General features: G+C 60.9%; 18 protein-coding genes. 4 read left to right on the forward strand and 14 right to left on the reverse strand.

The genetic code is table 11. From position 1 onward, the window contains the following. Positions 1-15 precede the first annotated feature (15 nt). From AB7M32_RS22990 to AB7M32_RS23005, 4 genes are all read right to left on the reverse strand, one after another. The gene (locus tag AB7M32_RS22990) at positions 16-2,493 is read right to left on the reverse strand and encodes a TonB-dependent siderophore receptor (protein WP_454251484.1); all 2,478 of its coding nucleotides are present in this window, start codon (positions 2,491-2,493) and stop codon (positions 16-18) included. A 96-nt stretch (positions 2,494-2,589) separates the two neighbouring features. After that, positions 2,590-3,549, reverse strand: coding sequence for a FecR domain-containing protein (locus AB7M32_RS22995; protein WP_454251485.1), 960 nt, complete (start codon positions 3,547-3,549; stop codon positions 2,590-2,592). Beyond that, entirely contained in the window at positions 3,546-4,067 is a 522-nt protein-coding gene (locus tag AB7M32_RS23000) for a sigma-70 family RNA polymerase sigma factor (protein ID WP_060741487.1), read from the reverse strand. The genes AB7M32_RS22995 and AB7M32_RS23000 overlap by 4 nt, the downstream gene beginning before the upstream one ends. 102 nt (positions 4,068-4,169) lie before the next feature. Then, positions 4,170-4,577 (reverse strand): response regulator, encoded by a 408-nt coding sequence (locus tag AB7M32_RS23005; RefSeq protein WP_454251486.1) that lies wholly within the window; start codon positions 4,575-4,577, stop codon positions 4,170-4,172. A 241-nt stretch (positions 4,578-4,818) separates the two neighbouring features. Between AB7M32_RS23005 and AB7M32_RS23010 the strand changes: the two genes are divergently transcribed. Next, positions 4,819-6,765: a DNA topoisomerase III gene (locus AB7M32_RS23010; RefSeq protein WP_454251487.1), complete on the forward strand. Its 1,947-nt coding sequence runs from the start codon at positions 4,819-4,821 to the stop codon at positions 6,763-6,765. 614 nt (positions 6,766-7,379) lie between these two features. Then, entirely contained in the window at positions 7,380-7,709 is a 330-nt protein-coding gene (locus AB7M32_RS23015) for a hypothetical protein (RefSeq protein ID WP_060741484.1), read from the forward strand. Positions 7,710-7,772: 63 nt separating this feature from the next. On the opposite strand, the gene glsB is transcribed toward AB7M32_RS23015, so the two are convergent. After that, a complete protein-coding gene (gene glsB, locus AB7M32_RS23020) occupies positions 7,773-8,681 on the reverse strand; it encodes a glutaminase B (RefSeq protein WP_060741483.1) in 909 nt (302 codons plus the stop codon). A gap of 165 nt (positions 8,682-8,846) precedes the next feature. Between glsB and AB7M32_RS23025 the strand changes: the two genes are divergently transcribed. Next, a complete protein-coding gene (locus tag AB7M32_RS23025) occupies positions 8,847-9,041 on the forward strand; it encodes a hypothetical protein (RefSeq protein WP_454251488.1) in 195 nt (64 codons plus the stop codon). A 9-nt stretch (positions 9,042-9,050) separates the two neighbouring features. Here AB7M32_RS23025 and AB7M32_RS23030 read toward each other — a convergent pair whose 3' ends face one another. The 8 genes from AB7M32_RS23030 to AB7M32_RS23065 form a co-directional block, all read right to left on the reverse strand. Continuing rightward, on the reverse strand, positions 9,051-10,070 hold the full coding sequence (locus AB7M32_RS23030; protein ID WP_454251489.1) for a hypothetical protein: 1,020 nt from the start codon (positions 10,068-10,070) through the stop codon (positions 9,051-9,053). A 192-nt stretch (positions 10,071-10,262) separates the two neighbouring features. Beyond that, positions 10,263-10,763: a YciE/YciF ferroxidase family protein gene (locus AB7M32_RS23035; RefSeq protein WP_072407072.1), complete on the reverse strand. Its 501-nt coding sequence runs from the start codon at positions 10,761-10,763 to the stop codon at positions 10,263-10,265. 176 nt (positions 10,764-10,939) lie between these two features. Beyond that, positions 10,940-11,869: a ZIP family metal transporter gene (locus AB7M32_RS23040; RefSeq protein ID WP_072406953.1), complete on the reverse strand. Its 930-nt coding sequence runs from the start codon at positions 11,867-11,869 to the stop codon at positions 10,940-10,942. 104 nt (positions 11,870-11,973) lie between these two features. After that, positions 11,974-12,855: a manganese catalase family protein gene (locus AB7M32_RS23045; RefSeq protein WP_072406955.1), complete on the reverse strand. Its 882-nt coding sequence runs from the start codon at positions 12,853-12,855 to the stop codon at positions 11,974-11,976. Positions 12,856-13,119: 264 nt separating this feature from the next. Next, positions 13,120-13,497, reverse strand: coding sequence for a con-10 family general stress protein (locus AB7M32_RS23050; RefSeq protein ID WP_072347679.1), 378 nt, complete (start codon positions 13,495-13,497; stop codon positions 13,120-13,122). Between the two features lie 423 nt (positions 13,498-13,920). Next, positions 13,921-14,169 carry a metallothionein gene (locus AB7M32_RS23055; protein WP_123413183.1) on the reverse strand — a complete coding sequence of 83 codons (249 nt, stop codon included), beginning with the start codon at positions 14,167-14,169 and terminating at the stop codon, positions 13,921-13,923. Between the two features lie 34 nt (positions 14,170-14,203). Beyond that, positions 14,204-14,476, reverse strand: a complete 273-nt coding sequence (locus AB7M32_RS23060) for a hypothetical protein (protein ID WP_454251490.1) — start codon at positions 14,474-14,476, stop codon at positions 14,204-14,206. Between the two features lie 72 nt (positions 14,477-14,548). Further along, the gene (locus AB7M32_RS23065; RefSeq protein WP_454251491.1) at positions 14,549-15,058 is read right to left on the reverse strand and encodes a ferritin-like domain-containing protein; all 510 of its coding nucleotides are present in this window, start codon (positions 15,056-15,058) and stop codon (positions 14,549-14,551) included. Positions 15,059-15,251: 193 nt separating this feature from the next. On the opposite strand from AB7M32_RS23065, the gene AB7M32_RS23070 reads away from it, so the two are divergent. Then, positions 15,252-16,091, forward strand: a complete 840-nt coding sequence (locus AB7M32_RS23070) for an NAD-dependent protein deacetylase (RefSeq protein ID WP_454251492.1) — start codon at positions 15,252-15,254, stop codon at positions 16,089-16,091. A 123-nt stretch (positions 16,092-16,214) separates the two neighbouring features. Here AB7M32_RS23070 and AB7M32_RS23075 read toward each other — a convergent pair whose 3' ends face one another. After that, on the reverse strand, positions 16,215-17,120 hold the full coding sequence (locus tag AB7M32_RS23075; protein ID WP_454251493.1) for a LysR substrate-binding domain-containing protein: 906 nt from the start codon (positions 17,118-17,120) through the stop codon (positions 16,215-16,217). Positions 17,121-17,229 lie beyond the last annotated feature (109 nt).

Raw genomic sequence — 17,229 nt, forward strand, 5'->3', positions numbered from 1 at the left:
GCCCTCGCCACCGGTTCAGAAGCGCCCCTTCAAGGTCATGGTGAAGTTGCGCGGTTCACCGTAATAGTTACCGAAGCTCTCGGTGCCGATGGTGGTGTAGTAGCGCTTGTCGAACAGGTTGTTGCCATTGAGGGCCACCGACCAGGTGTCATCGATGCGGTAACCGACGCGGCCGTTCCACACGGCATAACCGGCCTGGGTGATCTTCTCGCCCGTCGCCGGCGATACGCGGAAATTGTCGCTTTGGGCATTGACCCCGGCGCCGACACTGAACCGTTCGAACGTCCCGCCGAGGGCATAATCGCCCCACAGCCGCAGCACATGACGTGGTACATAGCTATTGAACGAACCACCGTTGAGGCTGGTATCAATGTCGTCGAGGGTCTTGGTCTGGGTGTAGGTGTAACCGGCCAGCAGCTGCAGGCGCTCGATGACTTCACCGCTGATCTCGGCTTCGAAACCCTGGGCGCGCACCTTGCCAGCGTTCTCGTAGCAGTACCCGTCCGAAGACGCACAACTGGAGTTGTAGTCCGTCTGGGCCTGGTCTTTCTGCAACGTGCGGAACAGGTTGAAGGCGCTGTTCAGGCGTCCCTCGAACCACTCGCCCTTGATCCCCAGCTCATAACTCTCGCCCACCAGGGGCTTGAGTGCCGAGCCGCTTTCGGAGCGGTAGTTGCCTTGGGGCGTGAAGATATCCGAATAGCTGGCATAGGCCGTCAGGTGCTCATTGAGGTCCAGCAACACGGCGGCAAACGGCGTGACTTGCCCCGTCTCCGTGCTCTTGGCGTGCTCCGTACCGCCCGTGAGGAACACCGAATCGGTCTTGGAGTTGTACCAACTCACCCGGCTACCGACGACAAACGTCAAGGGGTCAGCCAGTTTCAGCCGCAGGGTCGAATACATGCCTTGCTGCTCGGTCACGGTCTTGACCGGGCCTCCGCGCGTCGAGTTTTCGATGAAGTAACTGTCGTCCGGCTCGGGAATATGTCGGTCCGGATCGAACACATTCTGCTTCTGCGGCAACAGCGCCACCGAGAAAAAATCATCCTTGTCCGAACGACTGGCGTTGAAACCGACGATCAACTCATGTTGCTGCCCCAGGGCGTCGAACTTGCCGTCCAGGTAGGCGTCGAGGCCGTAATCGACCTGGTCATAGTCATACATGCTGCCCAGCATGTTGGTGGTCGAAGTGCCTGGCGCCACCGAGCCCGATGCAAACGCGTATTTGATGTCCTGGGTATTTTTCGTATAGACACTGGCGACCTTCACGGCCCAGTCGTCGTTGAGCTGATGCTTGAGATCGCCGAACACCGTGGTCCGCTGGCTGCGCCAGGTGTTCCACGAGGGGTCCAGGCAAGTGGAACGGCTGAGTTTCAGATCGCTGCCGTCCCGGTAGCGCGGCATCCCGCCCCAGCAAGGGCTTGCATCGACGTCCTCATAGGCAACGCCCAGGCCGAGCGTTGTGTCGGGCGACAGGTCGAAGTCCAGGGCGCCGTAGTAGATCTGGTCCTTGCGCCGGGCATCATCGTAGAAATAGTGCCGGCTCTGCTCGGCGACCACCGCCCTGCCCCGCACGGTGCCGGCGTCATTCAACGGGCCACCGGTATCGACCTGCCCACGGTAATTGTCCCAGGTTCCCCCGGACAGGCTGAGCTCGGTCTGCGCCGTGGTCTGGCCGCGCTTACGAACGAAGTTGACGCCGCCAGACGTGCCGCCCGCCCCCTTCATCATCCCGGCGGCGCCGCGCAGCACTTCGACACGGTCGTAATAGGCCATGTCACTGCTGAAACTGTCGGCCTGGACATAACTGTTGCCCATGTCCAGCGGAACGCCGTCGTATTGATATTGGCCAGACATGCGGAACCCGCGGGAATAGAAATACTTGCCGCCCATGGTCGAGTCGTAGACGGTAATGCCAGGGGTCTTTTCCATGACTTGTTCGATGGTATTGAGGTTCTGGTCATCAAGCATCTTGCGAGTCATGACTGTCACCGATTGCGGTGTTTCGCGCAGGGAGTGCTCGCCCTTGCCGATCGTGATCGCCCCCGTCGTGTAGGAGTTGCTCTGCTCGGTGGTCGCCCCGAGCCGCTGAGCCTCGATGGTGGTTGCGTCCAGTTCCAGTGCCGAACCGCTGACTGGCACCCGGCGCAGCACGTAGGTGCCGTTGGTCTGCAGGGCGGCTTGCAGGCCGCTCCCTGCCAGAATACGGGCGAACCCGTCGCCTACGCCGAAAGAACCGCTCAGGCCGGACGATTGCAAACCCTCGAGCTGCCGGGCATCAAACGAAAGGGCGACACCAGCGGCACTGGAGAAACGGGTCAGCACATCCACCAGACGACCGGCGCCGATAGCGTAGGCCTGCACCGAACGCTGCTGCGTCGCAGCCGCTGGAACCGGGCTGGCGTTCACGGCCGTGGCGCTGGCGGTCGTGACCGCCAGCAAGCCGATTTTCACTGCAAACACCAGACGCTCTGGCGCGCTCACCCAAGTCATTTTTCCCCTCCCCAAAATGGTCGATAAAAACTCACTGAGGAAGAGCCGAACGATGGGGACGAAAAGTGCAGGGGCTGATTTTTTTATTACGTAGCATTACCGCCGATCGCCACCGGAGACCTGGACCCAGAATCGGCTGTAGCGAGTCACTCGCAACGAAAAGCCACTTTCCAGCGCGGCCAGGGCGAGATCGGTGTTGTCGACGGGAAATACGCCGGAAACCTTCAAGTCGCCAATCGCCGGATCCCAACGCAGCACACCGGGTCGATAGCGCGACAGTTCATCCAGCAGCGCCGCCAGGGGACGGTCAATGGCGATAATGCTTCCCTTCTGCCAAGCACCGACCGACACATCGTTGCCGCGCAGCGTCCCCAATGACCGCTCGTTGAAATCCAGGCGCTGGCCGGCTTCGACCCGCATCCTTGATCCACTTGCCAACAGGCTCACTTCGACCGCTTTCTCAAGCACCGCCACTTCGCCGCCCCGCGCCTGGCTACGGACGATAAACCGCGTGCCCAGCGCCAGCACCTCGACCGGCCCCGTGACCACCTTGAACGGACGTCGCAAGGGATCGACCGCCGTCGTCACGAGCACCTCACCCCGCAACAGCTCCAGGCGCCGCTGCTGTCCATCGAAACGAACATTGATTGAGGTGTCGGTGTTGAGCAGGACCGTGCTGCCATCGGCCAGCTGGAAGGCGCGACGCTCGCCCACCGCGGTGCGGTAATCACAAAACAGGTTCTGGGTTGCCGGGCTGCGCCAGCCCAGCCAGCCCAGGCCGCCGGCGGACGTCAGCAGCAAGGCGCTGCGCAACACCTGGCGCCGGGATCGCTGGTGGGTGTCGCTCAAGGTCGGTGCCGCCAAGGCGCCCGGCACACTCGCCATCTGCTCGGCCACCGCGGCCATGCGCTGCCAGGCCTGGCTGTGCAATGGGTCGGCGGCCAGCCAGGCGCGCCACTCGGTCCGGTCCGCGTCGGTCGCGATACCGGAATGCAGCCGGGCGTACCACCGCGCCGCCACGCGGATGGCTTGCAACTCGTCGGGGGCCAGGTTCATGAAAGCTGCAATTGAATTTGCATCAGGCAGCAATGTTCCATGGCCTTGGCCATGTGGTTGTTGACCGTGCGGACGCTGACGCCCAGGCGCTCGGCAATTTGCGGGTACGTCAGGCCATCGAACTGCGACAGGATGAACGCTTGCCTGACGCGCGGACCCAGCCCCAGGAGCAGACGGTCGATCTCCATCAGGGCCTGGAGCAGGATCGCCTGTTCTTCCAGCGAGGGGTGCTGCTCCTGCGGCATGGCGGCCAACGCTTCGAGGTAGGATTGTTCCAGCGAGCGCCGGCGAAACAGATCGATCAATAGCCCTTTGGCGATCATCGACAGGTACGGTCGCGGCTCGCGGATATCCAGCGCGGTGCGCGCCTTGATGACTCGCACAAACGTATCCTGGGTCAGGTCGGCGGCATCGAACGTATTGCCCAAGCGCTTGCGCAACCAGCCCTGGAGCCAATTGTGATGATCACTGTACAGAACGTCGACAGCACTGCGTAGGGACAGATCGTTGGCGGGCATGGCAATGGAATAATTCGCGACTGATAATGACTCGCATTGTCATGGAGCCCATCGCCGCTTGCAACCCAAACGTGCCTGGCCGCCACCCTCCACCGGGATCACTCAGTGCATGGGGTGATTTTTCACCGTGCTCTCCACCAGATCCAGCATCTGGCCCAGGGCCCAAGGCTTGGCGATGAACGATGCGTGGTGCTTGATCCCGGCGCTTTCCGGCGTTTCGAAGCCGGACATGATCAGCAGCGGGATCTGCGGCCAGCGGTCTCCGGTCAGGTTGGCCAGATCAGCACCGTCGATCTTGCCGGGCATGGTGATGTCGGTGAGCAACAGATCGACAAAATGGGCGCTCTTTTCCAGGAACTCCAAAGCATCGTCAGCGTTTTTCTGGGGCTCCACGACAAATCCTTCTTCCTCGAGGATTTCACAGAGAAACTCCAGGATAGTTGGATCATCTTCCACCACGAGAATCAAACGTGTAGTCGCCTGGCCATTGCCATTTGGCATCGAATTCATGAAAGTGACTCTCCTTGACCTCATAAACCTTCTTTGCGGTTTCAACCGCCTTGAAGTTATGAGCAATACCCCTGCGAGAAATTCATTCTGCGTGCCGACAGGCCGCCGAATGTCACGCCAGCCCCCCCTTGGCAACGCAGCGCAACGCTTTTATCTGTATATCCATACAGATAAAACTTGCCCTTGCGCGCATCCATGACCATGCTACAGCCCCATGAAATCTGCTCAGGAAAAGGGCGCTATGCAGTTGTACCTGTGTGAAAAGCCGTCCCAGGCCAAGGACATCGCCGCGGTGCTCGGTGCCACGCGCCGTGGCGACGGCTGCTGGCTGGGTCCTGGCGTCACGGTCACCTGGTGCATCGGCCATCTGCTGGAAACCGCCCCACCCGACGCCTACGACGCGCGCTACAAGCGCTGGGTCCTGGCCGACCTGCCCATCGTGCCCGCGCAATGGAAAATGACCGTCAAGCCGAAAACCGCCAGCCAGTACAAGGCGGTCAAGCGCCTGTTGGGGGAAGCGAAGGAACTGGTGATCGCCACCGACGCCGACCGCGAAGGCGAAATGATCGCCCGCGAGCTGGTGGAACATTGCCGGTATCGCGGACCGATCCGGCGGCTATGGCTGTCAGCCCTGGACGAAGCGTCGATCCGCAAGGCCCTGGCCGCCCTCAAGCCGGGCGTCGAAACCTTCAATCTGTATCACTCGGCTCTGGGCCGCTCCCGGGCCGACTGGCTGATCGGCATGAACATGAGTCGCCTGTTCACCTTGCTGGGGCGCCAGTCCGGCTACCAGGGCGTGCTGCCGGTAGGCCGCGTACAGACACCGACGCTGCGACTGGTGGTGGACCGCGACCGCAGCATCGCCAACTTCGTGCCGGTCGCCTATTGGGCCATCGACGTGCAACTCAGCCATGAAGGCACGGCGTTCACCGCCCAGTGGCGCGCCGACCCGGATGCCTGTGACGATCAGGAACGCTGCCTGAACCAGGCCCTGGCCCGAGACGCGGCCCAGGCCATGAGCAACGCCGCCACCGCCCGGACACTGAAGGTGCGTACCGAGCGCCTGCGCGAAGCGGCGCCGTTGCCCTTCGACCTGGGCACCCTGCAAGAAGTCTGCTCGAAGAAACTCGGCCTCGGTGCCCAGGAAACCCTGGACATTGCCCAGTCGCTCTACGAGACCTACAAGCTCATCACCTACCCCCGCAGCGATTGCGGTTTCCTGCCCTTGAGCCAGCACAGCGAAGCACCGGCCATCCTGTCCGCCCTCGCCCAAGCCGACCCAAGCCTCGCGCCGCTGCGCGAGCATTTGCAGCCGCAGCGCAAATCCCGGGCCTGGAACGACGCCAAGGTCAGTGCCCACCACGGCATCATTCCCACCGCCGCCGCCAGGAATCTCGACAAACTCGCCGGCAAGCAGCGTGCGGTCTATACGTTGATTCGCGCGCGCTACCTGGCGCAGTTCCTGCCCAACCACGAATACGACCGGACCCAGGCCGACTTCGACTGTGCCGGCCAGGCACTGCGCGCCGTGGGCAAGCAGATCGTCGAACCCGGCTGGAAACGCGCCCTGCCCGAAGCGCTGGCGCCGGCAAAGGGCCGTGAAGCACCGGCACCGCAAACCTTGCCGGCACTGGCCGAAGGTCGCGATTGCGCGGTGGACGAGGTGAACCCCAAGGACCTATGGACCCAGCCGCCCAAGCCCTTCACTGAAGGCGACCTGATCAAGGCGATGAAGAACGTCGCCAAACTGGTGGAAGACCCGTTGCTCAAACAGAAGCTCAAGGACACCACCGGCATCGGCACCGAAGCGACCCGAGCCTCGATCATCCAGGGGCTACTGGACCGCGGTTACCTGGTGAAAAACGGCAAGGCCCTGTCCGCCACACCGGCGGCCTTCAGCCTCATCGACGCCGTGCCCCGGGCCATCGCCGACCCGGGCACCACCGCCATCTGGGAGCAGGCCCTGGACATGGTGCAAAGCGGAGAAATGAGCCTGGAAGAATTCGTGACCCGGCAAGCCGCCTGGATGAGCAAGCACGTCGCCCGCTGCCAGGGCATGAGCCTGACCATCAGCAGCCCCGCCGGGCGGGGCGCGACCCCGTGGAAGAACAAGCGCAAGCCGGCCAAGCGCAAGACCGGCGTCGCACCGCGCAAGGCGAGCAAGGCCAACCAAAATAAGGCCCTCTAATCCCCTCTGTGGGAGCGAGCTTGCTCGCGATGACGGTGAATCAGCCATCAGATAATTGACTGACACACCGCCATCGCGAGCAAGCTCGCTCCCACATTGATTGTGTGTCTGACCGGAAATCCTCATACCCAAACCATTTTGTCCGACAATATGTAGTGAACAAAAATAATCACTACAAAACCGTTGACGCCTCCGATTTGCCCTTGCATGATGCAGACGTCTCCCCGATCGGGAGTACAGGCAACTGTTTGAGCAAGCTCGTCTGACCGCCGAGCTGTTTTTTGGATAAGGGACTGCCCACAAGGCAGATTGAAGGTGCTGACCTGGCATGACCGTCCGGTAACAAGGACGAGAAACGTCGGCGAAGATCCTCATGACGCGCGTGGTCGACCCTCGAAAGTTGGCACTGCCTGATGATTCTTCGCTGTTTCTCTTCGTTGTAGCGCATTTGCGTAGCAGCCCTTCGATAACACTACACAACCGATGCACGACCCCGTCGAAGTTCGACGGACGAACGCTGACGGCCTGGTTTCGGTAGCAGGCAGGCACTTACCGAGAAGCGAAGTTGTTGCGAACCACCAGACAGATCAACCAAATGGTCAAGGGGCTTACACATGAATCTGAATAATCAACCATCTATTGATGAACTGGCTCGCATGTTCGCCGCACACAAGGACACACTCGACAGCCATATCCTGTGGATCAGCAAGACTGGCCAGGTCCATATGGACTGCCTGTCGCCCTACACCCAAGAAGACGAGTTCGAAAAGAACACGCAAGAACTGTGTGCCCGGCTGAAGATGTACCGCCGTGGCCAAGGCTACGTCGGCAAGAAGGCCGCGGCTGACAAAGACTTCATGGGCCGTGTGCTGCAAACGCTGACCCAGGCCTGGCAGTCGATGCAGAACACTTCCGAGGTCCGGGTCATCGACCGCCTCTGCTGATCCCCCCTAACAAAAGGGCCCGCTCCTGAATCAGGAGCGGGCCCTTTTTTATGCGCCAGGAAACTAGAACACCGACCAACCAATCCGCTGGCTCATCAATTCCAGCGCCGCCATGCCGGCCAGGGAGTTGCCGGCGGCGTTGAGTTCAGGCGACCAGACACATACGGTAAACCGACCCGGCACCACGGCGACAATCCCGCCACCGACACCGCTCTTGCCCGGCAAGCCGACGCGATAAGCGAAGTTGCCGGCCTCATCGTACAGGCCGCTGGTGGCCATGATGGAATTGACCTGCTGGGTCTGCCGGGCGCTGAGGATCTGTTCGCCGCTGTGCTTGCAGAACCCGTCGTTGGCCAGGAAGCAGAATGCCCGCGCCAGGTCGATGCAGCTCATCCGCAAGGCACAATGGCTGAAATAACTGCGCAGCACCGCTTCCACATCGTTATGGAAGTTGCCGAACGATTGCATCAGGTACGCCATCGCTGCGTTGCGGGCGCGGTGCTGGTATTCCGACTCGGCGACCTTGCCGTCCACCATCACCTGTGGGTTACCCGACAGGCGGCGCACAAAATCGCGCATCGACAGCGCCGGCGCGGCGAAACGCGACTGGTTGATATCGCAAATCACCAACGCGCCGGCATTGATGAACGGGTTGCGCGGCCGGCCACGCTCGAACTCCAGTTGTACCAGGGAATTGAAGGGCTGACCGGATGGCTCATGACCCAGGCGCTCCCAGATCGCTTCGCCGGAATGCCCGATGGCCTGCACCAGGCTGAACACCTTGGAAATACTCTGCACCGAAAACGCTGTTTCGGCGTCGCCGGCACAGTACAACTCGCCATCATTGCCATACACGGCAATACCCAACTGGTTGGGCACCACAGTGCCCAGGGCAGGAATGTAATCGGCTACCTTGCCCTGACCGATCAGGGGGCGAACCGCATCGAGGATCTCGTTCAACAGTGCTTGCATATGCGCGGGGTCCAGTCATTCCCCGTTCGAGTGCGGGGATACAGACGCTAGACGCTGGTGGGCGGGGTCAGAGCACACTGATTATCAAGCTTCAGGCACACAACCCATGCAAGCGTCTTCATCGAGCGGTCTATAGTTCAAAGGATCAATCGGCAGGAGTAGACGATGCGTCAGATCATGCAAAAAGAACCCTGGTGGGCCTCGCCGCCCCAGCCCGGGCAGGATGAAAGCGAGCTGGAATGGGGATGGCTGGTGATCTACAGCGAAGGCGAGCCGCGCTTCGAGTTCATCAAGGAACGCCCATCGGACGAGCAGATCCGCCATCGCAAGGGTTGTCGCGTCACCCTCGGAACAGAATGAACCGGCCCGTCACGGCTTGATATCCGGCAATACCGCCGCTCGATTGGCCAGGTCCGCTTCCACCAGGTTGCCTTCTATTTCCTCGTCCAGGTAGTACACCGGTGCCATCACCCCGCTGAGGGGATGCTTGAGTGACTTGAACCACGCCTCGTCGAACGCAGCGCTCAGGCTTTTGCGAATCTGCGCCTCCATTTCCGGCCGCTCGCCCTCATGGATGATCGCGCGGATGCCCGCCACGCCCACCGAGATCAACGCCCCCGCCGCCTTCCCGGCCACGGCCGCCGCCGCACTGGTTGCCCCACGCGTGGCAAACTGGGCCTCGATTTTTTCGCTGGTACGTTGCGCCACAGTGGCGATCACCGCCTCCGAGGGTCCGGCACCTGTGGATGCGGCCTTGTTGACGTGATCGATCAGGGCCGCATAGGCCGGGAGGGTGTTCAAGGGTTCGGTGTGGACCATCTCGTACAACGAAGCGTCACGCGCCGCGGGCGGGCCGAGGCGGATGGCCGAGATGCCGTGCAGGCGTCGGTTCATCAGTTCGTTCGGGATGCGATGCCGCAGGGCGATGACCTGGACCTGCTGATTGAGCTGGCGCAGGTAGTAGCCTGTGGCGTTGGCCCTGATCGCCTCGGGATCGACTTCCACCGCCACCGGTTCCAGCACCTGCTCGCGATATTGCTCCTGCAGGTAAACTGCCAGGCGCCTGGCCGAGGAATTCGTCTCGCCCTCGGCGCTGGCGGCGTACCAACTGACCTTCACCGCCAGCCACTCCTGGGTCCAATAGCTGCTGAACCAGGGGATGAATTCAACCTCGGTGCGCTCATAGACCAAGTTGCGCCAATGCTCCATCGACCCACGGGCGTAGAGTGCCGCCTGTTCGACGGCGCTTTTCGAGGCTGCGATGAGCTGCTGGTCCACCTGTCGCCAAGTGTCCTGGGAAATCGCCACCGGGGTGGCCTGTTGACCGCGCTGAGGCGTGGCGCACCCCGCCAGAACGAGCACAACGGCCAACATCAGCGAACGCAGCACGATCGCGCCACCTCGGATTCATGTCATCCACGGGATTGAGTATAGGTGGCGAGCAGCGAAACCTGCGTGCCCCCGGGGAGAACGCAAACAATGGAGCCATGAGATACCGGCATCGGGGCTTTGGCTTCGGTCAGAGTCGACAGGCGCTTGGCGCAGGCATTGTCGATCCTGCGCCAGCCCCCCGATAGGTCGTCAAGAGTCCATCGTCGCCGCCTGGTTACCGCCCTGCTCAGCGATCTTGGACAGTTTCTCGTCGGTGGCTTTTTCCTCCTTGAGCGTCGCCAGCAACAGCCCGACCACTTCATCGCCCAGGTTCAAGTGCTTGGCCATGGCAATCAGGGTGCCGTAACTGGCGATCTCGTAATGCTCGACTTTTTGCGCCGCGCCGATCAACCCGGCATCGAGTACCGCACCTTTCTCGATTTCCTCGAGCAGTTCCTTGGACTCTTCCACCAAACCTTCCATGGCCACGCACTTCATGCGCTTGAGCTTGATGCCGGCCACTTCGATGAGGGTGTCGATGCGTTCGATCTGGCCTTGGGTTTCCTCAAGGTGATCGTTGAAGGCTTGCGCCAGCAGAGGGTTGGTCGCGGCTCTGGCCATGCGGGGCAATGCGCGGGTGATCTGCTTCTCGGCGCTGTAGATATCGGACAGTTCGTGAATGAACAGGTCGGTCACTGTTTTCCTGGCCATTTCAATCATCCTCCGGTCAAGAAAAGGCATCGCACTTGGCGGGCCTCAAAGGGTAGATGAGGCGAAGCCGGCCTAGGCCGCTTCACCTGTCATCAACACTGACCCGAAGAAATTTTCAGATGTTCAAGAAATTTTTCGAAGCGTGGACGGAGGGTATCGAGACGGTCGAGCAGCCTTCAGCCGAGCGCCGTGTCGAGAAACATCATCACCGCAAACCCCATCATCAGGCCCAGCGTCGCCGGGGTCTCATGGCCGTTGCGGTGGGTCTCGGGAATCACTTCGTGGGACACCACGAAGATCATCGCCCCCGCTGCCAGCCCCAGGCTGATGGGGTACGCGACCGCCACACCCGATGACATGCCCAGGCCAATCACCGATCCCAGCGGCTCCATCAGCCCGGAGCCCACCGCAATCAGCGCAGCACGCAAGGTGCTGATGCCCGTCACCCGCAGCGCCATGGCAATGGCCAGGCCTTCGGGGATGTCCTGGATGGCAATGGCGGTGGTCAGGGGCAAGCCGACCTTGAAATCGCCGTCGGCAAAACTGACGCCGATGGCCATGCCTTCCGGCAGGTTGTGCAAGGTGATGGCTAGCACGAACAGCCACACACGGTTGATGCGCTCCACCTCAGGACCGCGCCGCCCACTCAATTCGTGTTCGTGGGGCACGAAGCGGTCGAGGCCGATCATCAGGGCCACACCCAAGCCCAGGCCGACCACGACGACAAACGCGGCCAGCAACTGATTGCCACAAATCACCTGCGCGGCTTCGATGCCCGGAAGGATCAGTGAGAAAGAGCTGGCGGCGAGCATCATGCCGGCGGCGAAACCCAGCATGATGTCCTGGGTGCGTGACGAGATATCCCGCAGCACCACCGCCATCAATGCGCCCAGGGCCGTGGCGGCGAAACCGGACGTGCCGCCCAGGACCGCGTAGCCCAGATTGTGCCGATCAGCACCGACCAAGGCGTTGTAACCGCTGTAGAGTAATAACGCGGTTATCACCGCCAGCCCCAGCCAGAAACTCACCCCTAGCAGCAGGTTGTTTTGCACAGGACCCAGCCAGGTACGCCAAGGCGATCGGATCCGGGAAGTAGGCTGGTCCATCGAATGTCCTTAATGCTCTGCAGGCATGGCTAGTCTGAGGGTTGCATGGCGGGAACGCTCAGACGAAAAGGTTCAGGCGAGGGAGTCTCCTCCCTCGCCGTTGTTTACAGTTTGTCACCTTGCATCCCTGAACCCAAGTCGGCACCCGTGATGGGGTTGCTTTCCGGGTTGGACATCGTCCGTGCCTTCATGTCCATCAGCAGCGCTTCGTCTTTTTCACTGAGCTGGACGCTGGCCAGGCCATCGCCGCCATCCACCGCCGGCGCTGGATTTTCGACGAACTCCCAATCGTCGCCCTGATTCCATGGGCCGCGCACGGTAGGTTCGCCCTGGGACATATTGAAGTACACGTTGGTGAACTCCGGCATGCCCGGCAACTTGCCTTGGGGAAAATTGGGCTGGATCGAGTGCAGGGCTTTTTCGAACGACAGCTGGTGAGCGATTTCGCGGGTCATCAAAAAACCCAGCGCTTCCTTCACGCCGGGATCGTCAGTGACATTCATCAAGCGCTCATAGACAATTTTCGCCCGCGCCTCGGCCGCGATATTGGAACGCATATCCGCTGTCGGCTCGCCGATGGTGTCCACATAGGCGGCGGTCCAGGGCACACCGGCGGAGTTGGTCAATGGCGAGCCGGCGCCATACAGGAGGCTGGTGATGTGGGAATCATTGCCGGCACCGTTGATGTCCCGGTACAACTGGCCCTCCTTCTCCACGCCCTCGGCCATCTTGCCCTTTGCGCCCTTGTTCAACATCACAATGATCGAACCGATGACTTCCAGATGGCTGAGCTCCTCGGTGGCGATGTCCATCAGCAAATCCTTACGGCCTGGATCGTCCTCGGACAAGGCCTGGGTGAAGTAGCGCGACGCCGCCGCCAGCTCACCCTGCGCACCGCCGAACTGTTCAAGCAGCAAGTTGGCAAGCCCGGGATTAGGTTCGGCGACACGGACGGTGTATTGCAGTCTTTTATTATGTAAAAACATGATCAAAGCCCTCGATCAGACATAAGCCATGGAGACACTGCCAGTAATAACAGGCCCACAAGTCATCAGAAAAAGTTAAGGGAACGTGATTTATTTTTTATTCGATAAATGAGACGAGCGGTAATAACAAAGACATCACCGAACATCTCATCACGAATAAAAAGGAAAGCTTGTAAAGCCAGGCGAAACTTTATATCTGCATTCAGTTATTGCCGCCCATGGGGCCCCATGCCATGGGCACGGGGCCTGCCTGGTCAGCGGGCATTACGAGTCACGACCGCCGCCACGGCTGTTTTCGCCGCCCTTCCTACCGGCTTCGGAGGCCTTTTCCCGGTCATTGGCAAAATTGCCGCCCGAAGCCTGGCCACCTTTGCGGCCCGCTTCCGAGGCGCGCCCAGGATCGTTGGCAAAATTACCACCCGATGCCTGCCCGCCTTTGCGGCCGGCCTCTGCAGCGCGTCCAGGGTCGTTGGCAAAGTTGCCGCCCGATGCCTGGCCGCCCTTGCGCCCTGCTTCGGAGGCGCGTTCCGGATTATTGGCAAAGTTGCCACCGGACGCTTGTCCGCCTTTTTTCCCGGCTTCCGATGCCTTCTCACGATCGTTAGCGAAATTGCCAGGATTGTTATTTCCTGTATTAGCCATTTCATTCACCTCGTTAGTTAGTGTTTAACGAGCCTCGCTGGCTCGTATTACTATGAGAATTGGACTCCGCCAAGGTTTGAAAGAAATTCAGCGAACGGCGACGAACGGTCAGAACTAGACAATTCAAATCCATTCAACGCTTGAACATTACAACTCGCTATCAAATAAGCGGCGAGCCATAAATTATCTTAAACACCTTAGCCGTTACTTGTTACGTTCAATTGAAACCAGTGCGTGTCTTTCCACGCTGTCCGCCAAAGGTCGGGCGGCGCCGGCACCCCATTGCACCGGTCTCGTCACCCGGGCCTCGCGCCGTTCCAGGAAGCCAAAACTCGCGGGCTGCCGGTGTTTTCCTGCACCACCGCACTGACCGGCTTGCGGCGTCCGGATGTCCTGTCGCCGACACCCGGATGAGAGACTCGATCAAGGTGAAATCGGATCACTGGCCGGAAACGTTTCCTCCAGCGCGTCGTCCAGCTGCTTATTGGTGACGTCCCGCTCACCCACCTTGCCACTGCGTTCACAATGGCAGTCTGGCGCCGGACACGGCTCACCATTGGGGTGTTGTTCGGCGCAGGCTTGGCTGCAGTAAGCTTCGCCGTCGTGATTGAAAACCCGTTGCGGATCTACCTCGCACTGGCAATCGGGGCAACCGCACTTTAATTCGCTCATGCTCTTTCTCCCGAGATAAGGGTCGAAGGCGCCGTCAGGAAGAGCCGACCATCAGCTGGACCTCGAGATTCGCCGCCGCAACGCCGTGATTGGCCACATACACATCGGCAGTCCAGCCTTTGGTCTGGTTGTGATAGGACTGCGTGCCCAAGGCCGTGCCGCTGTTCCACTCGAGGATGTCGCCAATATCGATGTCGTTGGCCGAACCCAGCTCGAGCACGGTATGGCCGTCCTCCTGCGCCACATACACCCCCACCATTGCGCTCTGTCGATTGATGGCCCGTACTTCACCCGTGGTCTGCTTCATACGTTTCCTCTTCTCGGCAGTTCAAGGAGCGACCGGCACGCGATCCTGTCGCTCTTTCATACTTGGCCGTACTCAGCGCTTGGCTTCAGTGTGCGGATTGGCCGAACGCTCCAGAAACGCCTGGGTGATTTCCGGCAAGTGGTCACGCAACCACTCGGCCATGGCGATTTCCTGGGGCAGGATCTGTTCGCACGCCCGTTGCGTTTCCACATCCCCGGCTGCTTTCGCCGCCTCGATCAATACGGTGTACGAGGCGATTTCAAGGTTCTCGAACACATAGCCACTCATGGCACCCTTGACCACTTCATCGCTCATCGTCATACCGCCCACGGCCTGACCAAAGGCCATGAGCTTGCCGGCCAGGTCCTTGAGCGTCGACGTACTGCCGCCCAGGCGCTGGATGCATTGTTCGACCAATTTTTGTTGTCCGAGGGTTTCCTGCAAGTGCTCCTCGATGCGGGCCTTGAGCACCGGATAATGTTCCAGACGTTTGGCCTGGGCCTTGAGCATTTTTTCCGCTTGCTGCTCCATGGCATGGGCATCGTTGAGCCAGTCCAACAGGTTCTCTTTAGGCGTTGCCATGTCCTTCTCCTTAGCCGTGGTCACCACTGCAGCGCAGCGCGACGGTTATTAAATACCGCACATAAAAGTGGATATCGCGGCGTCGGGGAAAGTTTGAAAAGACCATGGGCCAGGGCGACGAAAGGCGCTGCAACGGTTTCCCCGCCCGATTGGAGTGCTAACCTCAACGGCTTCAGGCCAACGGAGAGACCTAATGCCCGACGACCTTCACCTCGAACCGCTCGATCAGTTGCTGGAGCACATGGCCGGGCGCCGTTTCCTGGTGCTCACCGGCGCCGGCATCAGCACGCCCTCCGGCATTCCCGACTACCGTGACAGCGACGGGGTCCGCCGGGGTCGACAACCGATGATGTACCAGGAATTCCTCGCCCAGCCCGAGGCACGACGGCGCTATTGGGCAAGGGCGATGCTGGGCTGGCCCCGGGTCAGGCAGGCCAGGCCGAACGTGGCTCACGAAGCCTTGGCCGAGTTACAGGCGCAGCAACGCATCACCGGCCTGATTACCCAGAATGTCGACACCCTGCATGACCAGGCCGGCAGCCAGGACGTCATCGAACTGCACGGCAGCCTGCATCGGGTGCTGTGCCTGGATTGCGGCCTGCGCAGCGAGCGACAGCAGATTCAACGGTTGATGGAAACCGCAAACCCTTACCTGGCGGGTGTCGATGCGGTGCAGGCACCCGATGGCGACACCCTGCTCGACCCCGCGTTCGAGGCGCGCTTCCAAGTGCCCCCTTGCCCCCATTGCGGTGGCGAGCGGTTGAAACCCGACGTGGTGTTCTTCGGCGAAAACGTCGCCCCCCTCACCGCGACCCGCGCCATGCAAGCCGTCGAGCAAGCGGACGGCCTGCTGGTGGTGGGGTCGTCGCTGATGGCGTATTCGGCGTTTCGCCTGTGCCGGGCCATCAAGGACCAGGGCAAGCCGCTGCTGGCGATCAACCAAGGCAAGACCCGGGCCGATGAGCTGCTGGACCTCAAGCTTGAAGAGCCGTGTGAGCAATTACTGCCATTGCTGACACAACACCCGCTCTAACCACACCACCTCCTGTGGGAGCGAGCTTGCTCGCGATGGCGTCGGATCAGCCAGCAGTGATATTGGCTGATACACCGCCATCGCGAGCAAGCTCGCTCCCACAGGGTCATCGCTCCCACAGGGTCAGTGTTGGCCTGCGGTCAACATGCCCAAGTCCTGCCCCCTGAGCGTATCGAACAATGCCTGCGCCGCCGCCGACAATTCATGCCCCGGCTTGGTCAGCACCCCAATGGCTCGCTCGATCACCGGATCGCTCAAGGTAATGCAGCGGGCACCCAGCTCATGCATCTGCCCGACGCACAGCGCCGGCACGGCACTCACCCCCAGCCCACTGGCAACCATCCGTCCGACGGTCGCCAACTGGTGGCTCTCGAACTCCACAGGCAGTTTCATGCCCCGGGCTCGCAGATGCTCTTCCAGCATCACCCGTACGGTGGAGGGTCGTTGCAGCGTGATGAACGGCTGCTCCAGCAGGGTTTCCCAGTGGATTTCGTCACGCTGGGCAAAGGCTGAATCCAACGGTACCACCGCGACGAAACGATCGAGGTACAAGGGCGTGAATGCCAGAGACGACCCCTGCATCGGCTCGAACGCCACGCCCAGCTCGACATGACGATCACGGACCATTTCCAGCACTTGTTCGTTGATCACATCGTTGACCGTGACGTTGACATTCGGATAGCGGGCGCGGAAGGTCTTGAGGATCGGCGGCAACAGGTTGCCGGCAAACGAAGGCATCGCCGCCAGCGTCACGCGACCGCGCTGCAAGGTGAAGCGCTGGCGCATTTCGTCCTCGGCGTTGTCCCAGTCGGCCACCAGCCGACGGGCCAGTGGCAGTAAGGACTCACCTTCGGGGGTCAACGCCACGTTACGGGTGTTGCGACTGAACAAACGACCGCCAAGGCCTTCTTCCAGGGCCTTGATGGTCAGGCTCAAGGCCGATTGGGACAGGTGCAGCCGCTCGCAGGCCACGGCGAAGCTAAGGCTCTGGGCCACCGCGAGGAAGGCACGGATTTGCTTGAGGGTCATGGGATGTTCGTATCCGGTTGGGTAGGAGCTGCCGAAGGCTGCGATCTTTTGATCTTTTGCTTGGGATTCGGGTGTTTTTTTGAAGATCGCAGCCTCGTTGCACTCGACG

The sequence above is a fragment of the Pseudomonas sp. R151218B TE3479 genome, assembly GCF_053629195.1.

Bases quoted from the DNA above. Each gene is read 5' to 3' on its own strand.
- AB7M32_RS23000 (WP_060741487.1), bottom strand. From the start codon at position 4,067: ATGCCCGCCAACGATCTGTCCCTACGCAGTGCTGTCGACGTTCTGTAC.
- AB7M32_RS23015 (WP_060741484.1), top strand. From the start codon at position 7,380: ATGAATCTGAATAATCAACCATCTATTGATGAACTGGCTCGCATGTTC.
- AB7M32_RS23070 (WP_454251492.1), top strand. From the start codon at position 15,252: ATGCCCGACGACCTTCACCTCGAACCGCTCGATCAGTTGCTGGAGCAC.
- AB7M32_RS22990 (WP_454251484.1), bottom strand. From the start codon at position 2,493: ATGACTTGGGTGAGCGCGCCAGAGCGTCTGGTGTTTGCAGTGAAAATC.
- AB7M32_RS22995 (WP_454251485.1), bottom strand. From the start codon at position 3,549: ATGAACCTGGCCCCCGACGAGTTGCAAGCCATCCGCGTGGCGGCGCGG.
- AB7M32_RS23055 (WP_123413183.1), bottom strand. From the start codon at position 14,169: ATGAGCGAATTAAAGTGCGGTTGCCCCGATTGCCAGTGCGAGGTAGAT.
- AB7M32_RS23005 (WP_454251486.1), bottom strand. From the start codon at position 4,577: ATGAATTCGATGCCAAATGGCAATGGCCAGGCGACTACACGTTTGATT.
- AB7M32_RS23045 (WP_072406955.1), bottom strand. From the start codon at position 12,855: ATGTTTTTACATAATAAAAGACTGCAATACACCGTCCGTGTCGCCGAA.
- AB7M32_RS23050 (WP_072347679.1), bottom strand. From the start codon at position 13,497: ATGGCTAATACAGGAAATAACAATCCTGGCAATTTCGCTAACGATCGT.
- AB7M32_RS23040 (WP_072406953.1), bottom strand. From the start codon at position 11,869: ATGGACCAGCCTACTTCCCGGATCCGATCGCCTTGGCGTACCTGGCTG.
- AB7M32_RS23065 (WP_454251491.1), bottom strand. From the start codon at position 15,058: ATGGCAACGCCTAAAGAGAACCTGTTGGACTGGCTCAACGATGCCCAT.
- AB7M32_RS23025 (WP_454251488.1), top strand. From the start codon at position 8,847: ATGCGTCAGATCATGCAAAAAGAACCCTGGTGGGCCTCGCCGCCCCAG.
- AB7M32_RS23010 (WP_454251487.1), top strand. From the start codon at position 4,819: ATGCAGTTGTACCTGTGTGAAAAGCCGTCCCAGGCCAAGGACATCGCC.
- AB7M32_RS23060 (WP_454251490.1), bottom strand. From the start codon at position 14,476: ATGAAGCAGACCACGGGTGAAGTACGGGCCATCAATCGACAGAGCGCA.
- glsB (WP_060741483.1), bottom strand. From the start codon at position 8,681: ATGCAAGCACTGTTGAACGAGATCCTCGATGCGGTTCGCCCCCTGATC.
- AB7M32_RS23035 (WP_072407072.1), bottom strand. From the start codon at position 10,763: ATGGCCAGGAAAACAGTGACCGACCTGTTCATTCACGAACTGTCCGAT.
- AB7M32_RS23075 (WP_454251493.1), bottom strand. From the start codon at position 17,120: ATGACCCTCAAGCAAATCCGTGCCTTCCTCGCGGTGGCCCAGAGCCTT.